This window comes from Pseudomonas sp. SJZ103, assembly GCF_007828335.1.
In the GTDB taxonomy this organism is placed as follows: domain Bacteria; phylum Pseudomonadota; class Gammaproteobacteria; order Pseudomonadales; family Pseudomonadaceae; genus Aquipseudomonas.
The window spans coordinates 23,590-46,779 of the sequence record NZ_VIUN01000009.1; the positions used below are offsets into that span (position 1 = coordinate 23,590).

General features: G+C 61.4%; 26 protein-coding genes and 1 pseudogene. 17 read left to right on the forward strand and 10 right to left on the reverse strand.

The window, feature by feature from the left end; genetic code table 11:
- The first annotated feature begins 176 nt into the window (after window positions 1–176).
- Window positions 177–386: a DUF3079 domain-containing protein gene (locus FBY10_RS19235; protein WP_053130271.1), complete on the forward strand. Its 210-nt coding sequence runs from the start codon at window positions 177–179 to the stop codon at window positions 384–386.
- On the opposite strand, the gene FBY10_RS19240 is transcribed toward FBY10_RS19235, so the two are convergent.
- Entirely contained in the window at window positions 375–653 is a 279-nt protein-coding gene (locus FBY10_RS19240) for a hypothetical protein (protein ID WP_131699215.1), read from the reverse strand. The two genes, FBY10_RS19235 and FBY10_RS19240, sit on opposite strands and share 12 nt — an antisense overlap.
- A 68-nt stretch (window positions 654–721) precedes the next feature.
- A complete protein-coding gene (locus FBY10_RS19245) occupies window positions 722–1,198 on the reverse strand; it encodes a hemerythrin domain-containing protein (RefSeq protein WP_145337455.1) in 477 nt (158 codons plus the stop codon).
- A gap of 256 nt (window positions 1,199–1,454) precedes the next feature.
- Between FBY10_RS19245 and FBY10_RS19250 the strand changes: the two genes are divergently transcribed.
- On the forward strand, window positions 1,455–1,661 hold the full coding sequence (locus FBY10_RS19250; RefSeq protein ID WP_145337456.1) for a PLDc N-terminal domain-containing protein: 207 nt from the start codon (window positions 1,455–1,457) through the stop codon (window positions 1,659–1,661).
- A 60-nt stretch (window positions 1,662–1,721) separates the two neighbouring features.
- On the opposite strand, the gene FBY10_RS19255 is transcribed toward FBY10_RS19250, so the two are convergent.
- On the reverse strand, window positions 1,722–2,282 hold the full coding sequence (locus FBY10_RS19255) for a type 1 glutamine amidotransferase domain-containing protein (protein ID WP_145337457.1): 561 nt from the start codon (window positions 2,280–2,282) through the stop codon (window positions 1,722–1,724).
- 203 nt (window positions 2,283–2,485) lie between these two features.
- Between FBY10_RS19255 and FBY10_RS19260 the strand changes: the two genes are divergently transcribed.
- Both FBY10_RS19260 and FBY10_RS19265 read left to right on the forward strand, forming a co-directional pair.
- Window positions 2,486–2,698 carry a hypothetical protein gene (locus FBY10_RS19260; protein WP_145337458.1) on the forward strand — a complete coding sequence of 71 codons (213 nt, stop codon included), beginning with the start codon at window positions 2,486–2,488 and terminating at the stop codon, window positions 2,696–2,698.
- Window positions 2,699–2,700: 2 nt separating this feature from the next.
- Window positions 2,701–3,135, forward strand: a complete 435-nt coding sequence (locus tag FBY10_RS19265) for a DNA methylase (RefSeq protein ID WP_145337459.1) — start codon at window positions 2,701–2,703, stop codon at window positions 3,133–3,135.
- Between the two features lie 257 nt (window positions 3,136–3,392).
- Here FBY10_RS19265 and FBY10_RS19270 read toward each other — a convergent pair whose 3' ends face one another.
- Entirely contained in the window at window positions 3,393–4,178 is a 786-nt protein-coding gene (locus FBY10_RS19270; RefSeq protein ID WP_145337460.1) for a DeoR/GlpR family DNA-binding transcription regulator, read from the reverse strand.
- A 121-nt stretch (window positions 4,179–4,299) separates the two neighbouring features.
- On the opposite strand from FBY10_RS19270, the gene FBY10_RS19275 reads away from it, so the two are divergent.
- Window positions 4,300–5,457 carry an alpha-hydroxy acid oxidase gene (locus tag FBY10_RS19275; protein ID WP_145337461.1) on the forward strand — a complete coding sequence of 386 codons (1,158 nt, stop codon included), beginning with the start codon at window positions 4,300–4,302 and terminating at the stop codon, window positions 5,455–5,457.
- A gap of 195 nt (window positions 5,458–5,652) precedes the next feature.
- On the opposite strand, the gene FBY10_RS19280 is transcribed toward FBY10_RS19275, so the two are convergent.
- A complete protein-coding gene (locus FBY10_RS19280) occupies window positions 5,653–6,579 on the reverse strand; it encodes an alpha/beta hydrolase (protein ID WP_131699223.1) in 927 nt (308 codons plus the stop codon).
- A gap of 162 nt (window positions 6,580–6,741) precedes the next feature.
- Here FBY10_RS19280 and FBY10_RS19285 point away from each other — a divergent pair, with 162 nt between their 5' ends.
- The 6 genes from FBY10_RS19285 to FBY10_RS19310 all read left to right on the forward strand — a co-directional run bounded on the left by FBY10_RS19285 (window position 6,742) and on the right by FBY10_RS19310 (window position 12,442).
- Complete coding sequence (locus FBY10_RS19285) at window positions 6,742–7,587, forward strand: SDR family NAD(P)-dependent oxidoreductase (RefSeq protein WP_145337462.1); 846 nt, start codon at window positions 6,742–6,744, stop codon at window positions 7,585–7,587.
- Window positions 7,588–7,619: 32 nt separating this feature from the next.
- Window positions 7,620–8,207: an NUDIX domain-containing protein gene (locus FBY10_RS19290; protein ID WP_145337463.1), complete on the forward strand. Its 588-nt coding sequence runs from the start codon at window positions 7,620–7,622 to the stop codon at window positions 8,205–8,207.
- A 105-nt stretch (window positions 8,208–8,312) separates the two neighbouring features.
- Window positions 8,313–8,903 carry an antibiotic biosynthesis monooxygenase gene (locus tag FBY10_RS19295; RefSeq protein ID WP_145337464.1) on the forward strand — a complete coding sequence of 197 codons (591 nt, stop codon included), beginning with the start codon at window positions 8,313–8,315 and terminating at the stop codon, window positions 8,901–8,903.
- Window positions 8,900–10,738 carry an amidohydrolase gene (locus FBY10_RS19300; RefSeq protein ID WP_145337465.1) on the forward strand — a complete coding sequence of 613 codons (1,839 nt, stop codon included), beginning with the start codon at window positions 8,900–8,902 and terminating at the stop codon, window positions 10,736–10,738. The genes FBY10_RS19295 and FBY10_RS19300 overlap by 4 nt, the downstream gene beginning before the upstream one ends.
- A 25-nt stretch (window positions 10,739–10,763) precedes the next feature.
- Window positions 10,764–11,381 carry an isochorismate family cysteine hydrolase YcaC gene (gene ycaC / locus FBY10_RS19305; protein ID WP_131699228.1) on the forward strand — a complete coding sequence of 206 codons (618 nt, stop codon included), beginning with the start codon at window positions 10,764–10,766 and terminating at the stop codon, window positions 11,379–11,381.
- Window positions 11,382–11,560: 179 nt separating this feature from the next.
- Window positions 11,561–12,442, forward strand: a complete 882-nt coding sequence (locus FBY10_RS19310) for a LysR family transcriptional regulator (RefSeq protein ID WP_131699229.1) — start codon at window positions 11,561–11,563, stop codon at window positions 12,440–12,442.
- Here the strand turns inward: FBY10_RS19310 and FBY10_RS19315 are convergent.
- Window positions 12,429–13,466, reverse strand: coding sequence for an AraC family transcriptional regulator (locus FBY10_RS19315; RefSeq protein WP_145337466.1), 1,038 nt, complete (start codon window positions 13,464–13,466; stop codon window positions 12,429–12,431). The two genes, FBY10_RS19310 and FBY10_RS19315, sit on opposite strands and share 14 nt — an antisense overlap.
- A gap of 1 nt (window position 13,467) precedes the next feature.
- Window positions 13,468–14,382: a GGDEF domain-containing protein gene (locus tag FBY10_RS19320; RefSeq protein ID WP_145337467.1), complete on the reverse strand. Its 915-nt coding sequence runs from the start codon at window positions 14,380–14,382 to the stop codon at window positions 13,468–13,470.
- A gap of 381 nt (window positions 14,383–14,763) precedes the next feature.
- Between FBY10_RS19320 and FBY10_RS19325 the strand changes: the two genes are divergently transcribed.
- From FBY10_RS19325 to FBY10_RS19345, 5 genes are all read left to right on the forward strand, one after another.
- Complete coding sequence (locus FBY10_RS19325) at window positions 14,764–17,277, forward strand: TonB-dependent receptor (protein WP_145337468.1); 2,514 nt, start codon at window positions 14,764–14,766, stop codon at window positions 17,275–17,277.
- Window positions 17,278–17,426: 149 nt separating this feature from the next.
- The gene (locus FBY10_RS19330; protein ID WP_145337469.1) at window positions 17,427–19,292 is read left to right on the forward strand and encodes a phytase; all 1,866 of its coding nucleotides are present in this window, start codon (window positions 17,427–17,429) and stop codon (window positions 19,290–19,292) included.
- Between the two features lie 47 nt (window positions 19,293–19,339).
- On the forward strand, window positions 19,340–20,032 hold the full coding sequence (gene tolQ / locus FBY10_RS19335; RefSeq protein WP_145337470.1) for a protein TolQ: 693 nt from the start codon (window positions 19,340–19,342) through the stop codon (window positions 20,030–20,032).
- A gap of 14 nt (window positions 20,033–20,046) precedes the next feature.
- Window positions 20,047–20,493 (forward strand): protein TolR, encoded by a 447-nt coding sequence (tolR, locus tag FBY10_RS19340; RefSeq protein ID WP_027607142.1) that lies wholly within the window; start codon window positions 20,047–20,049, stop codon window positions 20,491–20,493.
- Window positions 20,490–21,263: an energy transducer TonB gene (locus FBY10_RS19345; RefSeq protein ID WP_145337471.1), complete on the forward strand. Its 774-nt coding sequence runs from the start codon at window positions 20,490–20,492 to the stop codon at window positions 21,261–21,263. The genes tolR and FBY10_RS19345 overlap by 4 nt, the downstream gene beginning before the upstream one ends.
- Before the next feature lie 138 nt (window positions 21,264–21,401).
- Here the strand turns inward: FBY10_RS19345 and FBY10_RS19350 are convergent.
- Window positions 21,402–21,551 (reverse strand): annotated as a pseudogene (locus FBY10_RS19350) (alkanesulfonate monooxygenase); the annotation flags it as partial.
- Window positions 21,552–21,751: 200 nt separating this feature from the next.
- Between FBY10_RS19350 and FBY10_RS19355 the strand changes: the two are divergent.
- On the forward strand, window positions 21,752–22,372 hold the full coding sequence (locus FBY10_RS19355) for a hypothetical protein (RefSeq protein ID WP_371920984.1): 621 nt from the start codon (window positions 21,752–21,754) through the stop codon (window positions 22,370–22,372).
- Here the strand turns inward: FBY10_RS19355 and FBY10_RS19360 are convergent.
- Together FBY10_RS19360 and FBY10_RS31820 are read right to left on the reverse strand one after the other, a co-directional pair.
- Entirely contained in the window at window positions 22,324–22,656 is a 333-nt protein-coding gene (locus FBY10_RS19360; RefSeq protein WP_145337473.1) for a hypothetical protein, read from the reverse strand. The genes FBY10_RS19355 and FBY10_RS19360 overlap by 49 nt on opposite strands.
- Window positions 22,653–22,961 carry a phosphomannomutase gene (locus tag FBY10_RS31820; RefSeq protein WP_256663551.1) on the reverse strand — a complete coding sequence of 103 codons (309 nt, stop codon included), beginning with the start codon at window positions 22,959–22,961 and terminating at the stop codon, window positions 22,653–22,655. The genes FBY10_RS19360 and FBY10_RS31820 overlap by 4 nt, the downstream gene beginning before the upstream one ends.
- Window positions 22,962–23,190: the final 229 nt, after the last annotated feature.

The window sequence follows — 23,190 nt, forward strand, 5'->3', positions numbered from 1 at the left end:
GGCTTCCTGACGGGTGAGGAGAGAGAACCCGAGTCTAGGAAGGTCAGCCGTAAATAATAATGATTCCTGTCAAGTTTCGAGGATATTTCATCTTGGCCAGGCTTGATGCCGGTCAAGGTTGTACAGGTTTTATCGGGGTAGGTTGCTGGGAGTGTTCGTCGCCAGGGAGTCCACGCATGGCCAAGCCTTTTCCGCTGCACCCCAAGCATCCTGAACGTATCTGTTGGGGCTGTGATCGCTACTGTGCCGCCACCGACCTGGCGTGCGGCAATGGCGCCGACCGCACCATGCACCCGGCCGAGATGATCGGGGACGACTGGTACGAGCATGGCGACTGGGGGCTTGCACCCGAGCCGCCGGTTGCGGATGAACCGTCAGCTGCCTGAGCGGGGTTTTTCCTTGCCGTCTTTATGGGTGTCAGCCGGCCTGGCGGGTTTGCTCGGCGGTTTGGCGGTGTCCTTGGTTTTTTTGTCGCTGTCGGAAGGGCTGCTGGGGTAGGTCCCCGGTGGCAGGGCGGAGCCGGCGGCGCTGTCGCCACTCAAGGCGTTGGAGGCAGGTTCAGGGTTATCGCCAAAGGCGGCGAGGGCGGGGCCGGTGAGCAGGGCTGACAGGCCGACGATAAGCACAATCCGTTGGGACGATCTGGTCTTCATGACGCTATCCCCTATCGTGTGGATGTATCAAGAGCCTGGATGAATTCCAGGCTCTTGTCATGCCTCGATCAAGCCGCCATAGGCTTGCTCGACTGCAACTTTTTATGCGCCGCTTTCATGGCTTCCATTTCAGCGCCCAACTCTTCAAGCAGCGCCTTGCCCAGCAGCTTTTTAGCCTGCGGGAACATCTCGGTTTCCTCTTCTTCGATATGGTGCTCCAGCAATTCCTTGACCACTTTGACGCGGCCGGAAAACTCGGTGGTCGAAGGTTCGGTTTGCTTCAGGTCGGGCAGTACCAGGGCGTCGACGGTGCGATGCTCTTCCTTGGCCTCGTGGTACATGATGTCCTGTTCCTTGCCGCCAGCCTTCCTGAATGCCGGGTAGAGGATTTCTTCTTCCAGCTTGGTGTGCAGGCTGATTTCCGCTTCCAGCTTGGCCAGCAATTCAGTGCGTTTTTTAACCCCGCGTTCAGTGGACTCACTCAGTTGAGTCAACAGGGCCTTCACGCGTTCGTGGTCGGCTTTGAGCAGATCAATGGCATTCATCGGTGACACCTCACGGGCATTTCAGGGCGTGTCGACATGCACACCTCGTCCAGTTGACAGGTGCATCAGGTGTACCAACTTGAGCAGTTTTTAAATTATTCGTTAATTCAACAGGTTATATGTGATCAGGGGGGGCGATTGTCGTGCAGGTTGCATGGTCGGCGCTGCGGCGCGTTGCATTCCACAACGTCGGAAAATTTAAATGAACCCTCGCGGCCGATGCTTGACCTAATGCATACGACCTAGGAGGTGAAGCATGGAAATTCAATATATCTGGATCGGCTTGGCGGTGATTCTGCTGCTGTTGGAGTTGTGGGCGATCAATATCGTCCTGCGCAGCACCGGTGGTTGGGAGAGCAAGGGCTTGTGGTTGGTGATCCTGATCTTTGTGCCGTTGTTTGGCTTGATTGCGTGGGCGATGTTCGGGCCCAAGCGTGAGATGCCGGAGCAGCGTAAGAACTGAAGGGCTTGGGGAAAAAAAACAGGCGCCGAGAGGCGCCTGTTTACGTTCAACAGCGACCGTTCAACCAGCGACAGCCTTGGCAATCGCTTCGTTGAACGCCGGCAAATCATCCGGCGTACGCGACGTGATCAACGTCCAGCCATTGGCCTGGCATTGCTTGACCTCGGCATCCACCCATCCAGCCGCGCCGGCGTTTTCCAGGTCGATGCGCACGCTCTTATAGGAGGTCAGGGTCTTGCCCTTGATCACGCCGGCATCGATCAGCGTCCATGGGCCGTGGCAGATCGCGGCGATGGTTTTACCGGCGTCGGCGAAGTCCTTGATCAGGCGCAGCGCCGCCGCATCCTGGCGCAGGGTATCGGCATTGACGGTACCGCCAGGGATGACCAGGGCGTCAAAGTCGCCGCTGACGACGTCCGACAGCTGCACCTCGGACTCCACTGTTTTGTCTTTCTCGGTGTCGCCGACGAAGGTCTGGGTGGTGCCGCCTTTGCTGGAAGCGTGGGTTACCGTGGCGCCGTAGCCGCGCAAGGCGTCCAGGGGTTTGAGCAGCTCGTCGCGCTCGATACCGGTGTTGGAGGTGATGATCAAAATTTTCTTGCCGTTAAGGTGTGAACTCATGATCGAGTGTCTCCTGAGGGGTGGATTAAAGAAGCGATATGGGAGAGTGGATCGAGTCCGGGCGGCAAAGGTTTAAATTAATTTGCGCTTATTTCGCCGGCGGTTTGGCGCGGGCAATTTCCTTGAACTATCTAAATCCACCGGCCTCTGCTGCATACGTGCCCGCACTTTTTCGTGGGCCTTCAACCCCTTGGAGAGAGACCATGACTGCCGACAAAACCCCCGCGCCGATCAGCTCTGAAGATGCTCAGAAAGGCACTGATAAAGCTGCCAAAGGCCAGACCCTGGAACGCCCGAATCCAAAGACCGAAACCGTCGATAAAGTGTTGACGCCCACCTCGATCAAAGACACTGAACGCCAGGCCGATGCCATCAACGAGCAGGCCGCCAAGGCCGAGCGCAAGCTGGGCCACTGAACATGGCCCGTGCCATTACTGCGTCGGAACTGGGTATCGAGCTCAAGCCGGAGGATGACAGCAGCCTGTTCAAGTGGTTTGTCGCCAGCTTCCTGATGGGCAAGCGCATCCAGGCCCCCATCGCGGCACAGGCGTACAAGGTGATCGTTGAGGAAGAGGGGCGTGATACTGCGCGCAAGCTGCAACATTGCACCTCCCGAGAGCTGGTCTCCATGCTCGGGCGTGCTCACTACGTGCGGTACGACGAAAGCACCGCGCAGCGCCTGCTGGACCTGAGTGCCAAGCTCAACGCCGAGTACGCCGGCAAGATCAGCCACATTGGCAGTGCCAGCGAAAACCGCCAGGCGTTCGAAAAACGCCTGGGTGAATTTGACGGCGTGGGGCCCAAGACCATCGAGATTTTCATGCGGGATGCGGCGAAGGTGCTGTCGTGGTGAGCAGGCTTGTTGTGGCTATCGAGCTTGTCGTGGTGAGCGAGCTTTTTTTGTGGCGAGCGGGCTTGCCCCGCGTTGGGCTGCGAAGCGGCCCTGAAACCTGCCACCGCGTTTAGGCAGGATAGTGGCGGTGACCTTATGTGGGGCCGCTACGCGCCCCAACGCGGGGCAAGCCCGCTCGCCACAATAAACTTGCTGGCCACAACAAGTCTGCCAGTCACAAAAGCCAATCCGCCACACAGCTATTTGATGCCCTGCTGCTACTCGACCTCCACCCGCAACACCTCCAACCCTAACTGCTCATACGCCTCCACACTCGGCACATGCCACTCCGTGATCAACGTGTGAATACGGTTGCACGGCGCCACCACAAACGGTTCCACCGCACCGAGTTTGTCCGCCAGGGTCACCGCCACCACATGGGACGCGCTGTCGAGCAGGGCCTGTTTGACCGCGACCTCGTCAAAATGCAGCGAGCTGATGCCCACTTGCGGATGCAGTGCGCACACCCCGGTAAACAGCAGGTCGGCCTTGATACTCTGGATCAGGCGCACGCTTTCCTGGCCGCTGGTAGACAAGGTGGCCGGGTTGAGTTGGCCGCCGGCGAGAATCACTTTTACATCGCGATGGTCGGCCAGGGCGATGGCGATCATCGGTGACGGCGTGACGACGGTCAGGCGGATCGAGCGCGGCAATGACTGGGCGATCTGCAACGTGGTGGAGCCGGAATCGAACAGCACAATCTGGCCGTCCTGCACCTGGTCAGCGGCGAGTTGTGCAAGTTGACGCTTGGCTTCATTGGTCTCGCCGACCCGGGTGAAGAAGTCCTTGCCGGTGTCCTTGGGCCGGGGCAGGGCGCCACCGTGCACGCGCTGCAACAGGCCGGCGGCGGCGAGTTCGCCGAGGTCGCGGCGGATGGTGTCCTGGGACACGGCGAAGTGTTCCACCAGTTCCGAGGCGGTGACTTTGCCGTCGCGTTCCAGCAATAACAGGATCTTTTGTTTGCGCAGGGAAGGCAGGTCGATGGCTTGATGGGTGTTATGCATGTTTGTGCGCTTTTTTGCGGGTTTGTGCGAGATTAGTCCGCAGTCGATATAAACGCAATGGCTGGTTGCCCACCCGAGGGGCGGTTACTCTTTGTGCTCAGTTCAGGGAGAGGTGACCTAGATGTCGTTGATTACAACCATCGAAGATTTACGCAAGCTGGCGCAAAAGCGTGTGCCACGGATGTTCTACGATTACGCCGATTCCGGGTCCTGGACTGAGAGCACCTACCGCGCCAATGAAAGCGATTTTGCCCGGATCAAATTCCGCCAGCGCGTGGCGCGCAATATCGATGAACGCTCGATCCGAGCCAGCATGATCGGCCAGGACATGGCCATGCCGGTGGCCCTCGCACCGACCGGCCTGGCCGGTATGCAGCATGCCGATGGCGAGATTCTTACCGCCCGCGCCGCCGCTGCGTTTGGCCTGCGCTACACCTTGTCGACCATGAGTATCTGCTCCCTCGAAGACATCGCTGAACAGGTCGGCAAGCCGTTCTGGTTCCAGCTGTATGTGATGCGCGACCGCGCATTTGTCGAGCAATTGATCGAACGTGCCAAGGCGGCCGGTGTGGATGCACTGGTGCTGACCCTGGACCTGCAGATCCTCGGGCAACGCCACAAGGACTTGATCAACGGCCTGTCTGCACCGCCCAAGCTGACCTTGCCGAACATCCTCAACATGGCCACCAAGCCGCGCTGGGTGATGGGCATGCTCGGCACCCAACGGCGTGGCTTCGGCAATATCGTCGGGCATGTGAAGGGTGTGGCGGACATGAGCTCGCTGTCATCGTGGACCGCCCAGCAATTCGACCCGCGCCTGAGCTGGGACGATGTGGAATGGATCAAGCAGTGCTGGGGCGGCAAGCTGATCATCAAGGGCATCCTCGATGTTGAGGACGCGCGCCTGGCCGCCAATTCCGGTGCCGACGCACTGGTGGTGAGCAACCACGGTGGCCGCCAGTTGGATGGTGCGCCGTCGAGCATCAGCCAGTTGCCGGCGATTGTCGACGCGGTGGGTGAGCGGATTGAAGTGTGGCTGGACGGCGGCATTCGCTCCGGTCAGGACGTGCTCAAGGCGATGGCACTCGGCGCCAAAGGCACCATGATCGGTCGCCCGCATTTGTATGGCTTGGGCGCGATGGGCGAAGCGGGGGTGACCAAGGCGCTTGACATCATCGCCCGTGAGCTGGACGTAACGATGGCACTGTGTGGCTATAACGATATACGCGATGTGAATCGCGAGATTTTGCTGCCGGGTACATTCCCCGAAACCGTTTAGTGAGCAAAAAAATCGTAAAAAAATAAAAAGAGTTGTCCACGAAAACCGTGGGTATCTCTGTGGATAACTTTGCGAACGCCCGGCAGGGTTGGCGATTTAACCAAAGGTTAATATTTGATCAACTGCCGGCCATGTCCAGTATGGGCAGGGTTTGCGCTTGACAGCCAAGCGCGAACCCAGTGCCGAAAAGCAGATTTATGACTCGTTGTTATGACCTGGAGTGTGGGTGACCACCTGTGCTGGCATCTTCGCTTGCATCAGGTTATTGAGTGCCTGGCGATAGCTGCCACCGGCCAGGCTCATGCTGTTGTTATGGCTGGCACCCGGCACCAATAAGAGGCGTTTGGGTTGCCGGGCCGCTTCAAATAGTTGCTCGCTGAAACGCGGCGGCACGTAGCGGTCGTCCAGGCCATGGACCACCAGCAGCGGCATGTGAATGTCGGCAATCTTGTCGATGGAGTCGAACTTCTGCGACAGCAGCCAGCGCACCGGTAGCGATGTATTGGCTACCGCTGCGGCCACATCGGCCAGGGAGGTGAAGGTGGACTCGATCACCAGCCCACGCACCGGCAGCGGCGTTTGCCGGCCCAGCTCCGCCGCCAGGTCGATGGCCACCGCGCCGCCGAGTGAGTGCCCGTAGATCAGGCGTTTGCCGGGGTCCGGTTGCAGCACCTGGAAACGTTCCCAGGCGATGCGTGCATCTTCATACACCGTGGTTTCCGACGGCAGTTCGCCATGGCTCTGGCCGAAACCGCGATAGTCGATGGCCAGCACCGAGTAACCCAGGGCGTGCAATTGCTCGATGCGAAACAGCTGCCCGGTGAGGTTCCAGCGTACGCCGTGCAAGTAGAGGATCGCCGGCGCGTCCTTGTTGGCTGCCGGGTACCACCAGCCATGAATGTTCTGCCCCGATTTGAAACTGGCGGGCTTGAGTTCGAATTCCTGCACCGCCTTGGGCAAACCGCTGTACCAACTGGCGGTGCCGGGCTCGATGCGAAACACCAGCTCGCGCTCCTTGTGTTGCAGCACCGCGCAGCCCACTGGCAGGCCGACGATCAACAGTGCCATGCACAGCAGGGGAAACCAGCGCAGGCTCAGGCGCGATAGAAAACGTGAGGGCATGAAGATTCCAGGGCAAAGGTGAAGTGGGGGTTTTACCAGATGGCCTACACAGGCAGGTATAAATTCGACGGCCGCCCACGGCGATTGCTTGCAAAGTGTTACAGCATTGAACAACCCGTACACCGGTTGTTAGGGTAGGCGGCCGAACAGGAGAGCAAGCACATGGATTTCACAGGTAAAACCGCCATCGTCACCGGCGGTGCGCGCGGGTTGGGACTCAGTTATGCACGGGCACTGGCCCTGGGCGGTGCCCGGGTGGTGATCAGCGATATCGGCGCTGACAAGGTGGGCGCCGGCAACGATGCCTCGGTGGTCAAGGCGGCGGCAGAAGCCTTGCAGGCCGAAGGGCTGGCGGTGATCGCGCATGGCGGTGACTTGTCCACCCACGAGGGCTGCCGGCAACTGGTTGCATATGCCGTCGAGGCCTTCGGTCAACTCGATATCCTGATTCACAACGCCGGTTGGGTGGGTTACCAGAACATCCAGGACCTGGATGCCGCGTTCCTGCAGCGGGCCATGGACATCAACCTCTACGCGCCACTTTGGTTGTGCAAACACGCCTGGCCGCATCTGCTGCGTTCAACCGCACCACGCATTATCCTCACCACCTCCGACCGCGCCATGTACGCACAATACGAGCAGACCGGCCTGGTGGCCTACAGCGCCGGCAAGATGGCGCAACTGGGGATCATGAACGCGCTGAGCCAAGAGGGCGCCGAGGCCGGCATCCGGGTCAATGCGATTTCGCCGGTGGCCAAGACGCGGATGTGGGGCGTGACCGAGGAACCCGACGAGCTCAAGCCTGATTGGGTAACCCCAGGCGTGTTGTTCCTCGCCTCCACACAGTGCGAGGACACCGGCTACATCCTGCGGGCCAGCAACGGTCAATTCACCGCAACGCGCTTCACTGAGAATCCTGGTGTGGATTACCCGCGCAACCTGGCGCGGATCCACGCCGGCAGTGCTGAAGAAGTTGCGGCCGCGTGGCCTCGCATCAAACAAGCGTGAACCCCGATCACCCCTTTGGAAAAGAGCCAGCCATGGACAACAGCCCCGTTCGCATCACCGCCGAAGAGACCCTCTCGGACAACTGGTACCTGCTGAAAAAATACAGCTTCGACCTGCGTCGCCGCGACGGCAGTTGGCAAGCCCAGACCCGCGAGGTGTATGACCGCGGCAATGGCGCGACCATCCTGCTGTACAACCGTGAGCAACGCACGGTGTTGCTGATTCGCCAGTTCCGCATGCCCACCTTCGTCAATGACTACCCCGGTTACCTGATTGAAGCGGCGGCGGGGTTGCTGGACAACGCCAGCCCCGAAGAGCGCATTCGCCTGGAGGCGGAGGAGGAAACCGGTTATCGCGTCGGGCATGTGGAGAAGATCTATGCGGCGTTCATGAGCCCGGGGTCGGTCACTGAGCGGATTCATTTTTTTCTCGGCGAATACCAGCCAGGAGACCAGGTCGGCAGTGGCGGCGGCCTGGAAGAGGAGGGCGAGGACATCGAGGTGCTGGAGCTGGGTTTCGAGCAGGCACTGGTCATGGTGCAGAGCGGCGAGATCGCCGACGGCAAGACCATCATGCTGTTGCAGCACCTGGAGTTGCGCATGCTGAAAGAAGGCTGGTGACACCCTTCCAGCGCCCCGCTTAAACAGCACGTATATCCAATTTTCCCAACGCTGGCCCCGGCAAACTCCCCTCATCGCTGACATTTCAAGGCAGAGGGGCATCCCATGGACCCAGCACCACAGACAGGGCCCGACGAAATCGTCACCCTGGTCGTGAAACACCTGATCAAGGCAGGCCGCGAAGCCGACTACGAAGCCTGGCTACGCCGTACCGTACGTATCGCCGGCGAGCGTCCCGGCCACCTCGGTGTCGACGTAGTGCGCAGCAAACAGAGCGGCCTGACGCTGTTCACCTGCGTATTGCGCTACCGCTCCACCGCTGACCTGGAAACCTGGCTCAATTCCCCCGAGCGCAACACCCTGATCGCCGAAGCCACGCCGATGCTGGCCGACGGCGACAAGACCGAAATCGGTGCGGTCAACGAATTCTGGTTCACGCCCCTGGCTGACAGCGCCGCCAAGCCGCCGCGCTGGAAGCAGGCGGTGGTCACCCTGTGCGTGATCCTGCCGCTGACCTTGTTGGTGCCGATCGTGTGGGGTCCGATCCTCGGCCTGCACCCGTTCCTGTCCAACTATGTGGTCGCGACCTTCCTGGTCACCGTGACCATCGTCCTGCTGGTGGTCTACCTGCTGATGCCGGCCGCCACTCGCCTGTTCGCTCCCTGGCTTGAAGCCTCTGTAAAGGAAACCCTATGAACGCCGATCTGATTCTGTTCAATGGCCAGTTCCACACCGTGGACCGTGAAAACCCGCGGGCAACCGCCGTCGCCATCCGCGAGGGGCGCTTTGTTGCCGTCGGCACCGATGGCGAGGCCATGGCCCTGCGTGGCAGCGGTACCCAGGTCATCGACCTCAAGGGCCGCACCGTGATCCCCGGCCTCAATGACTCGCACCTGCACCTGATCCGTGGCGGGCTGAACTACAACCTCGAGCTGCGCTGGGAAGGCGTGCCGTCCCTGGCCGATGCCCTGCGCATGCTCAAGGAGCAGGCCGACCGTACCCCTACGCCGCAATGGGTGCGGGTGGTGGGTGGCTGGAACGAATTCCAGTTCGCCGAAAAACGCATGCCCACCCTGGAAGAACTCAACCAGGCCGCACCGGACACCCCGGTGTTCGTGCTGCACCTGTATGACCGCGCCTTGCTCAACCGCGCCGCCCTGCGCGTGGCCGGTTACACCAAGGACACGCCAAACCCGCCGGGTGGCGAGATCGTGCGCGACAGCAACGGCAACCCCACCGGCATGCTGGTGGCGCGACCCAACGCGATGATCCTCTACTCGACCTTGGCCAAAGGCCCGAAACTGCCGCTGGAATACCAGGTCAACTCCACCCGCCAGTTCATGCGTGAACTCAATCGCCTCGGCCTGACCAGCGCCATCGATGCCGGCGGTGGTTTCCAGAACTACCCCGATGACTACGCGGTGATCGAGCAACTGGCCAAGGATCAACAGCTGACGGTGCGCATCGCCTACAACCTGTTCACCCAGAAGCCCAAGGAAGAACTCAGCGACTTCAAGAACTGGACCGGCAGCGTCACCCTGCACCAGGGCGATGACTACCTGCGTCACAACGGCGCCGGCGAGATGCTGGTGTTCTCCGCCGCCGACTTCGAAGACTTCCTCGAACCCCGTCCCGACCTGCCGCTGACCATGGAGCAGGAGCTGGAACCGGTGGTGCGCCATCTGGTGGAACAGCGCTGGCCGTTCCGCCTGCATGCCACGTATGACGAGTCCATCTCGCGCATGCTCGATGTGTTCGAGAAGGTCAACCGCGACATCCCGTTCAATGGCTTGCCGTGGTTCTTCGACCATGCCGAAACCATCACCCCGAAGAATATCGAGCGGGTCCGCGCCCTCGGTGGCGGTATTGCGATCCAGGACCGCATGGCGTTCCAGGGCGAATATTTTGTCGAGCGCTACGGCGCCAAGGCCGCCGAAGCCACGCCACCGATCAAGCGCATGCTGGCCGAAGGCGTGCCGGTAGGGGCGGGCACCGATGCCACGCGGGTGTCGAGCTACAACCCGTGGACCTCGCTGTACTGGATGGTCAGCGGCCGCACCGTCGGCGGCCTGGAGTTGCACGCCGAAGGCCTGCCGCGCCTCACCGCGCTGGAGCTGTTCACCCATGGCAGCGCCTGGTTCTCCTCCGAGCAGGGCAAGAAAGGCCAGATCAAGGTCGGCCAATTGGCGGACGTGGCGGCGCTGTCGGCGGACTTTTTCAGCGACGATGAAGAAGCCATCAAGTGGATCGAATCAGTGCTCACTGTCGTGGGCGGCAAGGTGGTCTACGGCGCCGGCGACTTTGAAGACTTCGCACCGCCACGCGTGCCGGTGCTGCCGGACTGGTCGCCGGTGGTCAAGGTGCCGGGGCACTGGCGCCCGAGTTCGCCTTTGCAAGCTCAAGTACACCAATGCAGCGGCCCGTGCGGCGTGCATTCCCACAGCCACGAAAAAGCGCGCCTTTCCAGCGTGCCGGTCAGCGACTTCCAGGGTTTCTGGGGCGCGTTTGGCTGCTCGTGCTTTGCCTTCTGATTTCACTACCCAAAGGAGTTACCCCATGACTTACTCGCGCTTGAACAAAGATGACGCCGTTGTCCTGTTGGTCGATCACCAGACCGGCCTGATCTCACTGGTGCAGGATTTCTCCCCTAACGAATTCAAGAACAACGTACTGGCCCTGGCCGACGTGGCGAAGTTCTTCAACCTGCCGACCATCCTGACCACCAGTTTTGAAGGCGGTCCTAACGGCCCACTGGTGCCGGAACTCAAGGAGCTGTTCCCGGACGCGCCGTACATCGCCCGTCCTGGCCAGATCAACGCCTGGGACAACGAAGATTTCGTCAAGGCGGTCAAGGCTACCGGTCGTAAGCAGATCATCATTGCTGGCGTGGTGACGGATGTGTGCGTAGCGTTCCCGACCCTGTGCGCCCTCGACGAAGGCTTCGAGGTGTTCGTGGTCACCGACGCCTCCGGCACCTTCAACGAAACCGTACAGCAGGCCGCCTGGGCCCGTATGACCGCCGCCGGTGCGCAACTGGTGAACTGGTTCGCCGTGGCCTGCGAGCTGCAAGTGGACTGGCGCAACGACATGGAAGGCCTGGCCAACCTGCTGTCGCCGCGCATTCCCAACTACCGCAACCTGATGAACAGCTACTCGGCGTTCACTGCCAAGTAACCGGTTTTCAAGCCTTTAGGTGATCAATGTGGGAGGGGGCTTGCCCCCGATAGCGGTGTATCAGTCAAAGCTATTGAGACTGACACACCGCAATCGGGGGCAAGTCCCCTCCCACATTTGATTTGTGGTGTTGCGACCATCCAGTTATAAATCTCCAAACTGTCCACCGAGAAGCGACAATGAACCCCTTCGAAGACATGCGCCTGTTCTGCCAGGTCATGGAATCCGGCAGCTTCACCGCCGCCGCCGAACAGCTGGGCCTGTCCAAGCAATTTGTCAGCCGCCGCCTGATCCAGCTGGAAGACCGCCTCGGCGTGCGCCTGCTCAACCGCTCCACGCGCCGCCTGGATATCACGCCCCTGGGCCAGAGTTACTACGAATCCGCCTTGCGCCTGCTCGGTGAAGTCGAGCAAGTGGAGCAGGGCATCGCCGGCCAGAACAGCGAACCGCGCGGCACCCTGCGCCTCAGCGCGCCGTTGTCGTTTGCCATGGCCCATCTGGGTTGCCTGTTGCCGTTGTTTTTGCAGCGCCACCCCCAGGTGTCGGTAGAAGTTGACCTCAGCGACCGCCCGGTGGATCTCATCGGTGAGGGCTACGATCTGGTGCTGCGCATCGGCACCCTGGAAGATTCCACCCTCATAGCTCGTCGTATCGCCAGCATCGAGCGCGTGTATTGCGCCAGCCCCGAGTACCTGACACTGCGCGGTACACCACTTAAACCCGAAGACCTCGCCGAACACGACTGCCTGCCCTACGGCCATGGCCGCCAGGTGCAATGGCGCTTCAAGGGCAAGCTGCAAGCGCTGAATGTCACCGGCCGTATGCGCGTAAATAACGGCGAGTTGCTGCGCGATACCGCCGTCGCCGGCCTGGGCGTCACCTACCTGCCGACCTTTATCGTCGGCGACGCCTTGAAGGACGGGCGCCTGGTCACCGTCCTTGATGACTTTGCCCCCGAAGCCCTGACCCTGTCGGCGGTGTATCCCCAGCATCGGCAAAGCTCACGGCCGGTGCAGGCGCTGGTGGAGTTTTTGCGCGAACGCCTGGCTAGCGGCTGTTGAACAGCTGGCGGATCAGGTTCGGGGTGCTGCCGGTCCAGCGCTTGAACGAACGCCGGAAGTTCGCCGCATCGTTGAAGTTCAGGTACGCCGCCACTTCATCATTGCTGTAGCCCTTGACCTGGTACAAGTGCAACGCCACCTGCTTGCGCACCCGGTCCACCTGCTGTTGAAAACCGGTGTCGTGCTTGTGCAACTTGCGCTTGAGGGTCGCCGGGCTCATGGCGAAGGCCTGTGCCGCCTGTTCCAGGCTGGGCGGCTGGCGCACCTGGTCGCGCAGGTACTCGTAGAGGCAGTCGAGAAAGCTGTTGGCAAAGCCCAATTGTTCGATCTGCTCGCGGGCTTGGCGGCGCGCAACCTGGCCGGCCGTGGCCGAGGCGCCAGGCCAGGTGCGGGTGAGGTATTCACGCGGGATGCTCATCATGTCCAGCGGGCGCTCGAAGCGCGTGCTCTCGCCCAGGTGCACCCAGTACTGCTCGATATAACGCGGTTCGGCATGGCTGAAACTGCACGTCCACGGCAGGCGCTCGCCGCTGAGCCATTGGCTCATGGCAACCAGCGAGGTCATGCTGGCTTCCAGCAGGAAACGCCAGTGCTCGCCGGCGCCGCAACTGTCCAGCCAGTACAGGTAGGCGTGGTGCTCATCCAGCTCCAGTTGCAGGGTGGCCAACGGGCTGAGCAGCACCTGTTGCTGGATCAGTATCTCCAGGGCCTGGTGCAGGTTCTGCGCATGGCCAAGGGCGTGGCTGGCGGCACCGTAGTAGCCGGGTAGCAGGCGCTGGCCAAACAGGAAGCTGCTGTCGTCGGCGTCCAGTAACTTGCGGCTGTTGCCGATCAAGCCGAAAAACTGCTGCGGGCTCAGGTGCGCGGTGCCGGCCAGGATGTCCTCGTGAAACAGCCCGGTGCCGCGCAGCAGGCGATGGCTGTCGATGTCGCGGGACAAGGCCAGGTCGATCAGCGTGGCGGGTTGGTAATGCCCTGGGATAAAGCGGCTGTCGGCTTCATACCAGCTGGTTTTCACGGCCATCTCAGGCACTTTTCGCAAGCGGTTGCTTGGCCCTGGCCAATGCCAGGTTCAGGCGCTTGAGCAAGTCCTGAGGCGGTTCTTCAAGGGCCATGACCACGGCGGTGGTCGCGGCCAGTTGCAGGCGTTCGCCTTGTTGCCGGGTCTTGTGGGCCAGGCCGAGCACCGCTTGCTGCAACTCCAGCGCCAGCTCCTTGGCCTGGCGTTCGCCGGTATTGGGCAGCAGCACCACAAAGCGGTCGCCGGCCAGGCGGCACAGCAGGTCCTGGCGGCGCAGGTTGAGCAGCAGCAAATGGCTGAGCGCCTGCAACACCGCGTCGCCCTCGGCATGCCCGTAGGCCTGGTTGATGGCGGCGAAGTTGTCCAGGTCCAGGGCCAGCAGCGACAGCGGTTGTTGCTGGTCGCGGCTGTCTTGCAGGCTGTCGGCCAATTGGCGCTTGAGGTAGTCGGCGCCGGCCAGCGGCGTGAGTTTGTCGAACAGTCGATGCTCACGGAACAGCCGCTCGCGTTTTTCCATCTGCGCGCTGATCGCCAGTTGTTCGCGGTGCCAGTGGTAGATGCCGATGGTCAGCAGGATCATGCCCACCGGCATCGGCCCGGACTCGAGCCAATGGTCCCAGGTGATGCTGTCGGGCAGGCGGATAAATTCGTCGAGGCTGTCGATCCACCAGGAAAAAAAGATGCACGACAGGCCCAGCGCCAGGTAATTGGTGACGCGCCCGGCGGGGCGGCTTTTGAGCACCAGGCCCAGCCACACCAGGGCGAGCAGGGCGGAACCGCCTTCGCCGAAGATATCCAGCCACACCCATTCGCTGACGCTTTTCAACTCGCCACAGGCCAGGTTCAGGATCAGCCCGAGGTTGGCGGCGATCAGCAGCAACGAGAGTTTCCAGCGGTGGGGCTTGAGCACGGAAAACATGGCCGCGGGTCCTTGGGCAAATGAGCGATGGGCGCCAGCACAGCAGATGGATGTGACCGTTGGATGACGGTGGAGGAGGGTCGAATCAGCTCAGCTCAAACACACTGGAGATGAAAAAATGTGGGAGGGGGCTTGCTCCCGATAGCGGTGGATCAGTAGAGAAACAGGTGACTGACCCACCCCTATCGGGAGCAAGTCCCCTCCCACATTCGATCTGCTGAGGTCATTTCAGCTCATTTCAAACCGGAAATCGGCTAAACCCCTCGGTTTATGGGCCTGCGACAGACCTTCTGTCACAGAACCGTCATCCCCCACCCCTAGCTTGCCCTCCCAGTTGCCGGGCCCCTTGCCTGGCGCCAACGGATTCTTGGGGAGGATTGCATGTACAAGCGCACCGGGCTCGTCAGCTTTACGCTTACCGCCTTGGCCCTGGCGATGGCCAGTGAACGGTTGAGCGCCGCCGAAGCGAGCGCCACCGAGCATGTCGAAGTGATCGGCCAGGCTGCCGCCATCGACCAGGCGCTCAAGGAGCAACGCAGCGCCGACAGCATCAAGAGCGTGGTGCATGCCGACGGCGTGGCCCAGTTGCCGGATCAGAACGTCGCCGAAGCGGCGCAGCGCCTGCCGGGCATCAGTGTGGAGCGCGACCAGGGCGAAGGGCGTTTTGTCAGCGTGCGCGGCCTGGGCCCGGACCTCAACAGCGTGACCATCAACGGCACCCTGGTGCCCGCCCCGGAAAGCGCGCGCCGCGCCGTGGCCCTCGATGTGCTGCCCTCGGAGCTGGTGCAGTCGCTGTCGGTGATCAAGACCCTCACCCCGGACATGGACGCCAACTCCCTCGGTGGCACCGTCGATGTGCAAAGCCTCTCGGCCTTTGACCATAAAGGCCTGTTCTATACCGGCAGCAGCGAAGCCAGCTACGACAAGAACACCCGCCAGACCAGCCCGAAATTCTCCGGTGCCGCCAGTAACCGTTTCAGCCTCGGCGACGGCATCGACAACTTCGGCGTGGCTGCAGCGCTGAGCTGGCAAAAGCGCGACTTCGGCTCGGACAACGTCGAAACCGGTGGCGCCTGGGACTTCACCGACGGCGCGCGGCTCAACGAGTTCGAACAACGCGATTACGACATCAGCCGCGAACGCGCCGGCGGTGGCCTGAACTTCGACTACAAGCCCGATGACCTCAGCAGCTACTACCTGCGCACCCTCTACAGCCGTTACACCGACACCGAAACCCGCAACTCCACCAGCATTGAATTTGCCGACCCCCAGGCCCCGGGCCAACTGGGCGATGCCGAGGGCAAGCGCAAGCTGAAAAACCGTGAGGAAACCCAGGAAATTCAATCCTATGTGTTCGGCGGCGAACGCATGCTCGGCCTGTGGACCTTAAGCGGCCAGGCCGGCTACAGCCAGTCCAGCGAAGACAGCCCGGCGCATATCGCCGGCGCCACCTTCGACGGCGGTGACTTTGCCAACAGCGGTTTCTACGACAAGGACAAACCCCGCCCGATCATCGGCAGCGGCTTCTACGACGCCAGCAACTTCAGCCTCGACAAGGTTGATTGGGAAAAACAGAACACCCAGGACACCGAGAAAAACCTGCGCCTGGACCTGGCCCGCGACTATGACCTGAGCGGCTATGCGTCCCAGGTCAAGTTCGGTGGCAAGGTCAGCCGTCGCAACAAGGACAACGACCTGGAAGCCTGGGTCTACGAAGACCTCGACACCCTCGGTTTCAACGCCGACCAGCTCAACCTCACTCGGTTCCAGAAGGGCAGCGTCGACTATCGCCTGGGCAACTACGGCCCCGGCATCAGCCCCGGCGCCATCAAGCAGCTGATCGGCAGCCTCAACCCGGCGGACTTCTATGACCAGACCGAGTCGCGGGTCAACGACTTCACCATCCGCGAGGACATCAACGCCGGCTATCTGATGAACACCCTCGACATCGACGACTGGCGCTTTATCGCCGGGCTGCGCTACGAAGGTACCGAGTTCGAAGCCAAGGGCACCGGCGCCACCGATGGCGTGTTCACCCCCACCGAGACCAAGCGCCGCTATCATCATTGGCTGCCGGGCCTGCATGCGCGCTACAAGATCGACAAGAACACCCAGGTGCGCGCGGCCTGGACCAAGTCGGTGGTGCGCCCGACGTTCGGCCAGTTGGCGCCGGGTTTTGTGATCGACGATGACGAAGCCACCTTCGGCAACCCGGACCTCAAGCCCCTGGAATCGAGCAACCTGGACTTGGGTATCGAGCACTTCATGGGCCGTGCCGGCACCGTGTCGGCGTTCGTGTTCTACAAGGACATCAAGAACTTCGTCTACAACACCGACCTCGCCGGCACCGGCGCCTGGACCAATTTCTCCGAGGCTCACACCTACGCCAACGGCGACAGCGCCAAGCTCTACGGCCTGGAACTGGCCTACTCACAGAAGTTCGACTGGCTGCCGGCGCCGTGGAACGGTTTGCTGGTCGGCGCCAACAGCACCTTCAGCCGCTCCAGCGCCGATATCGAAGGCTTCGACGCCGCCAGCGGCACGAATCGCAAGCGCAACATCAGCCTGCCCAACCAGTCGGACACCGTCGGCAACCTGATGCTCGGCTGGGAGGACGACAAGCTCAGCCTGCGCCTGTCGGCCAACTACAAGTCGGCCTACCTGTATGAACTGGCCTCGATCAACGACAAGGCCCACGACCTGCACGTCGACGCGCAGACCTTCGTCGACTTCAGCGCGCGCTACTCACTGACCAAGAACCTGAAGGTCAGCTTCGAGGCCCAGAACCTTACCGATGAGTCGTACTTCGTCTACACCGGCCACCGCAGCTACAACGGCCAATACGAAGAGTACGGCCCCACCTACAAAGTGGGCCTGACCTTCACTCATTTTTGAATTCAACACATGCCAAATGTGGGAGGGGGCTTGCTCCCGATGGCGGTAGGTCAGATACAAATTTATTGACTGGTACACCGCTATCGGGAGCAAGTCGCGCCGCCCCTTCCACATTGGATCTCTATTGCTTCCGAAGGATTTGCTTGTTCATGAGAATTTCCAAGCTGTACCTGCTGATTGCCCTGGTCACCAGCGGCAATGCGTTCGCCGCCGACCTGGCGCTGACCCCGTGGGCACCCAGCCTGAAGGCCGAAGCCGTGGCCTTCCTGCCCAACGCCACCGAGCGCGTGGCTGCCAGCACCCGCGACGGCCTGCAACTGCTCGACAGCAAGGGCGCCGAGCTGGCGCGTTTCAAAGGTAATTTCAGCAGCCTCGACACCCGCGCCGCAGGTGCCCAGGTGCTGGTCGCCAGCCTCGACAACGACCGCCAACAGGCGCTGCTGATCAGCCTGGACAGCGCCGGCAAAAACTGGGGCAAGCCGCTGTACCTGCCGACCCGCGACTACCCGGTGAACGGCCTGTGCCTGTACCGCGACGCAGCGGCCAACCTGTTTGTGTTCCTGGTGGGCGAAGAGGGCAAGGGCGAGCAATGGCTGGTGGGCAACGGCTCGACGCTGCTCACCGATCCCCAGCGCGTACGCGGTTTGCCGCTGCCGCCGTCGGCGCAGTTCTGCCAGGTGGACGATGCCACCCAGCAGTTGCTGGTGAATGAAGAGAATGTCGGCTGGTGGGCCTACCCGGCGCACCCGGAAGCCGAGGTGAAACGCACGCCGGTGGCGCTGTTCGACACTCCCAAGCGCGAAGCCGGGGCCATGGCGTTGGTACCCGGTGGCGTGGTTGCGCTGGACCCGAAGACCGCCCGGTTACACCTGTTCCAGCACACCGGCGAGCGCTGGGTGGAGCAATCGAGCCTGGGCCTGCCGGGCCTGAAAGAACCGGAACAATTGGCGATCAATGGCCGCCAGCTGCTGGTACGCGATGACGACAGCGGCACGCTCTACCAGGCCAGGCTCGACTGGCAGGCCACACCCGTCGCGGCGGCTGCGGTGCTGCCGGAAGTCGCGGCCTTGCGCCAGAGCGACCCGGTCGGCCGCCAGGGCGATGCGGCGGATGACCCGGCGATCTGGATTCACCCGGAAACACCGGCCAACAGCCGTGTGCTCGGCACCAATAAGAAACAGGGCCTGCTGGCCTACGACCTCGACGGCAAGCTGTTGCAGGAGCTGGCGGTGGGCCGCCTGAACAATGTGGACGTACGCCCCAACTTCAAGCTCGGCGCGCAAACGGTCGACCTGGCGGTGGCGAGCAATCGCGACCACAACAGCCTGAGTCTGTTCAGCATCGACCGCCGTAGCGGCGAGCTGCGTGAGGCCGGTGAAGTGCCCACGCCGCTCAAGGAAATCTACGGTATCTGCCTGTTCCAGCCCGCCAGCGGCGAGATCTACGCGATTGCCAACGGCAAGGACGGCACCTTCCTGCAATACCGCCTCAGTGCGCCGGACGGCCGTGTGCACGGCGAGCTGGTGCGCCAGTTCAAGGTCGATAGCCAACCCGAAGGCTGTGTGGCCGACGACCAGCGCCAGCGCCTGTTTATCGGTGAGGAGGACGTCGGCGTATGGGCGGTGGATGCGCGCGCCGATCAACCGGCGACGCTCACCAGCGTGATCAAGGTCGGCCCGCAATTGCATGCGGATGTCGAGGGCCTGGCGCTGTACCAGAGCGATAAACATGACTACCTGGTGATCTCAAGCCAAGGCAATGACAGCTACCTGGTGGTGGATGCCGAACCGCCGTTTGCCGTGCACGGCGGCTTCCGTGTCGGCTTGAACGCCGCCGCCAGGATCGACGGCGCGTCGGAAACCGATGGCCTGGAAGTCACCGCCATCAACCTCGGCGGGCCATGGAGCCAAGGCATGCTGGTGGTGCAGGACGGGCGCAAGCGCATGCCCGAGCAAACCCAGAACTTCAAGTTCGTGCCCTGGGCCGAGGTCACCCGCGCATTGAAATTGCCATGAACCGTCATCAACCGGTCATCACTTTTTAATCGAATGGGAGATTCACTATGCACGCGACGATGGAACATATGACGATCTGGGGTTTGATCAGTGACGCCAGCCTGTTGGTCAAGGCTGTCATGGTCACCTTGCTGTTGGCGTCCTTGCTCAGCTGGTACCTGATTATCCAGCGCGGCAGTGTGTTGCGCCGCCTGGAACGGCAGTTGAATACGTTTGTGCAGCGCTTTCGCGCCGCGCCGGATTTGCAGGCACTGTCCCGTGAGATCCAGCAGGCGGGCGAGGGCGGCATTGCGCCGATCTTTATCGCCGGGGTCCAGGAATACCAGCACCTGCACAGCCATGACCCGGCGGTGCTTGAAGGCGTGGAGCGGGCCTTGCAGGTGGCGATTACCGAGCAGGAAATCGAGCTGGAAAAGGGCCTGCAATTTCTGGCGACCGTGGGTTCGGTCAGCCCTTATATCGGCCTGTTCGGCACGGTGTGGGGCATCATGAATTCCTTTATCGGTCTTTCCCAGGTGCAACAGGCGACGTTGTCCACCGTAGCGCCGGGCATCGCCGAAGCCTTGATCGCCACGGCCATCGGCCTGTTTGCGGCGATCCCGGCGGTGATCGCCTATAACCGCTTCGCGGCGCGCGGCCAGACTCTGCTCACCCGTTACTACGCCTTTGGCAACGAGCTGCAAGTGCGCCTGCACCGCACCCTGCGCGGTACGTCGATCAACCTGGCCGCCGCCGCCTGAAAGGAGCAACTCCCATGTTAGTCAGGCCGCAACGCAAGCACGGGCCCAAGGCCGAGATGAACGTGGTGCCGTATATCGACGTGATGCTGGTGCTGCTGGTGATCTTCATGGTCACCGCGCCGATGCTGACCCAGGGCGTGAAGATCGACCTGCCCAAGGTCGCCGCCGAGGCGTTGGCTACCGACACCCGCCAGCAGATCCTCACGCTGTCGGTAAAGGCCGACGGTGGCTACTACTGGAACCTCGGCGGCGAACTCGATACCCAACACCAGACCGATAGCGCCGTGAGCCTGGATGAAATGGGCGCCAAGGTCATGCAGGTGGTGGCGGCGCGCAGCGACACCCAGGTTTATATCCGCGCCGACGACAACGCCGGTTACGGCCGTGTGGTCGCGGCCATGGCGGTGTTACAGAAGGGTGGAGTCAGCAACCTGGGGCTGGTGACCGAGGCCCCGCAATGACGGCGATGATCATGCACAGTCCCTCCCTGACGATGGCGCCCCGGGATGCCTCCGGGATTTGGAGAAACAGCCTCGCCGCCAGCCTGGCGGTGGCGCTGCACGTCGGCGTGCTGGCCGCGTTGATGCTGGGCTGGTCGACGGAGAAGCCTGTGGTGGATGCCCCTCGGGTGATGCACACGCAGTTGGTCATGCTGCCACCGGCGCCAGCGCCCGAGCCTGAACCGGTGGTGGCTGCACCCGCACCGCCGGAGCCGGTGGTGATGCCGGTGCCGGTGCCGACAAAGCCCACGGTAGACCCGCAGGTCCAGGCGCAAAAACTCGAGAAAGCCGCCCTGGCGCGTAAACGCGTCGAAGACAAGAAAATCGAGCAGCAGCAGGAACGCCTGGCCAGCGAACAACGCAACCGCGAGCTGGAACAACAACGCCTCAATCAGCAACGCCTGGCCGCTGAAAAAGCCCGGGTTGCCACACCCGCGCCAGCCCAGGCACCCGCCTTCGACAGCCGCCAATACCAACCCCTGAGCAAGGAGGCACCGGACTATCCCGAGCGCGCCCTGGACAAGAACATCGAAGGCGACTGCACCTTGGAGTACAGCGTCAACACCCAAGGCCGCGTGGAAAACCCCAAGGTGCTGGACGGCTGCCACCCATTGTTTATCCGGCCGTCACTGGCGGCGGCGAACACTTTCCGCTACCAGCCGAGGATCGTTGATGGCAAGGCCGTGGCCGTACCGGCAGTGCGCAACACCTTCCACTACCGCATCAAATGATATTTCCCCGTCGACCCAATGCCAGTCAGTTAAGGCATTTTGTAGGAGCGAGCAAGCTCGCTCCTACAGGAGGCGATGTACGCTTAACTGACTGGCATTAGGGCATGCCCCCTCCCACATGGATTTTGTGGTGTTTGGTCAGGCGACTTTCTGCTCGCGTTTAGCAATCAGCTGTCGGGTGAGGGGGATCAACCGCCTGCCATAGTCGATTGCATCATTGAGCGGATCAAACCCACGAATCAGGAAGGTGGTGATGCCGAGGTCGTAATAGTCGACCAGCGCCCATGCTCGTCCACGGTAGGGGCCGCGACAGCCGGTGTAAAATGCCGTTTGGTTCTAACCTAACTATTAAAATATAGAATCATGTTTGTATGCAGTGATCAGTAAATTGCATTTTGAAGGCGTTGCTGACGTTAGATAACGTTGTGTTTTTTTCGGGCCTGAGGTCTGATGAGCGCCGAAAACGGCACCTCGAAGGTTAGGCAGTGATGCGGGCAGAACTTGCGCAATATGGCGGCATTACGGTCATGATTCCGGCCGCACTGGTGATTGCTGTCTGGTTAAGGTATTCCACGCCGTGGGCATTGCGGGCCTGGATAATAACGCTGGGTATTACTTATTCGATCGTGGCGGCCAGCAAGTTGCTGTTTAAAGGTTGGGGCTTATCCTTCCAGCACTTGGATATTGCTGTAATAAGTGGCCATGCCATGAACACCTGTTTGATGGTCACGGTGGCAACGAGTGTGCTGGCCCGCCAGTTCAACTTGGCCTGGCGTTGGCCGGCGGCGTTGGCGGGATCAGTGATAAGTATCGGGTTCAGTGCTTATTGTGTCGCGCCTTATATACATCCGCTGAATGAAGCCCTGGCCGGTGCCGCATTGGGGGCGACAGCCGCCATTGTGTTTCTGTGGCGTGTTGATGCCGCACCCATCAAGGTATCCCCCGCGTTCATCGGCGGCGGGCTGGTGTTTTTACTGGTCTGTGCGCTGGTGCCCAAGTACAACGCGGAGTTGCTGCTCAACCGCGTCGCGGTGACCCTGTCAGGTGCCGACCAGGCCCATCAAGAGCCTGCCTGGCGGCTGGAAACGGCGCACAGGAAGGCCGAGTAAGTCGCCAGGTCCAGCGCCAGGTTGCTTTCCACCATCAGCGCGAGCAAGGTCGTCTGCGCGTTGAAGCGTTGCGCATTGCCACGGCGCCGCGCGCGCTTCATCTGCTGGAACAGCGCATGGGTAATCTGCTGGGGGGAGCTGCCTCGCAGCTGGTCCAGCCAGCGGCCGATGGCCCGGGTGTTGCGCTGGTACTGCGCGCCCAGCACCGGCTCGGCAAACCCCTCGAATATCCCCGTCAGCCGGCGCAGCGCATAGCCGCGTCTCAAGCCTGCCCACAGGTTCATGGCCGCTCCTCGGTGCCGCAGATATTGGCCAGCAGTTCAGCGGTCTTGACCTGCATGAACTGGCTGTCGCCGCGACTTTCCACGCACAGGCACACGGACAGCGGATCACTGACCTGCAACTTGAAACGCCAGTCGGCGAAGACCATGGAAAATCCGGCGCCGGAGGCATCGCTGTCCAGTGAGTTATCGGCATACAGCACCTGGATGCGCTCGATGACATGGGTTGAGTCATGCACTTCCACGTGAATATTTCCCGAAGAAGGAAATAGGCCAATACGTTCTACCAATAACTTTGACGTGTTCATGGCCGTCTCCTATCTGGTGCATTCAAATGGCACTTTATTATGGGGCGATGAAAAAATACCGGAATGTTATTTTTAGTCGGGTAATACGCTGGTTGTTATTTTTTGTCTTGCGCGATAGATGGTCTCTGTTTGTAGGCTGTGGTCATAATTACTCGGTCGTTAGTTGCCGGTTATTAAATAAGGTCGTCCCTTTTGCCGAAGAATAAGTGTGCGGTGCGTGGGAGGTAGC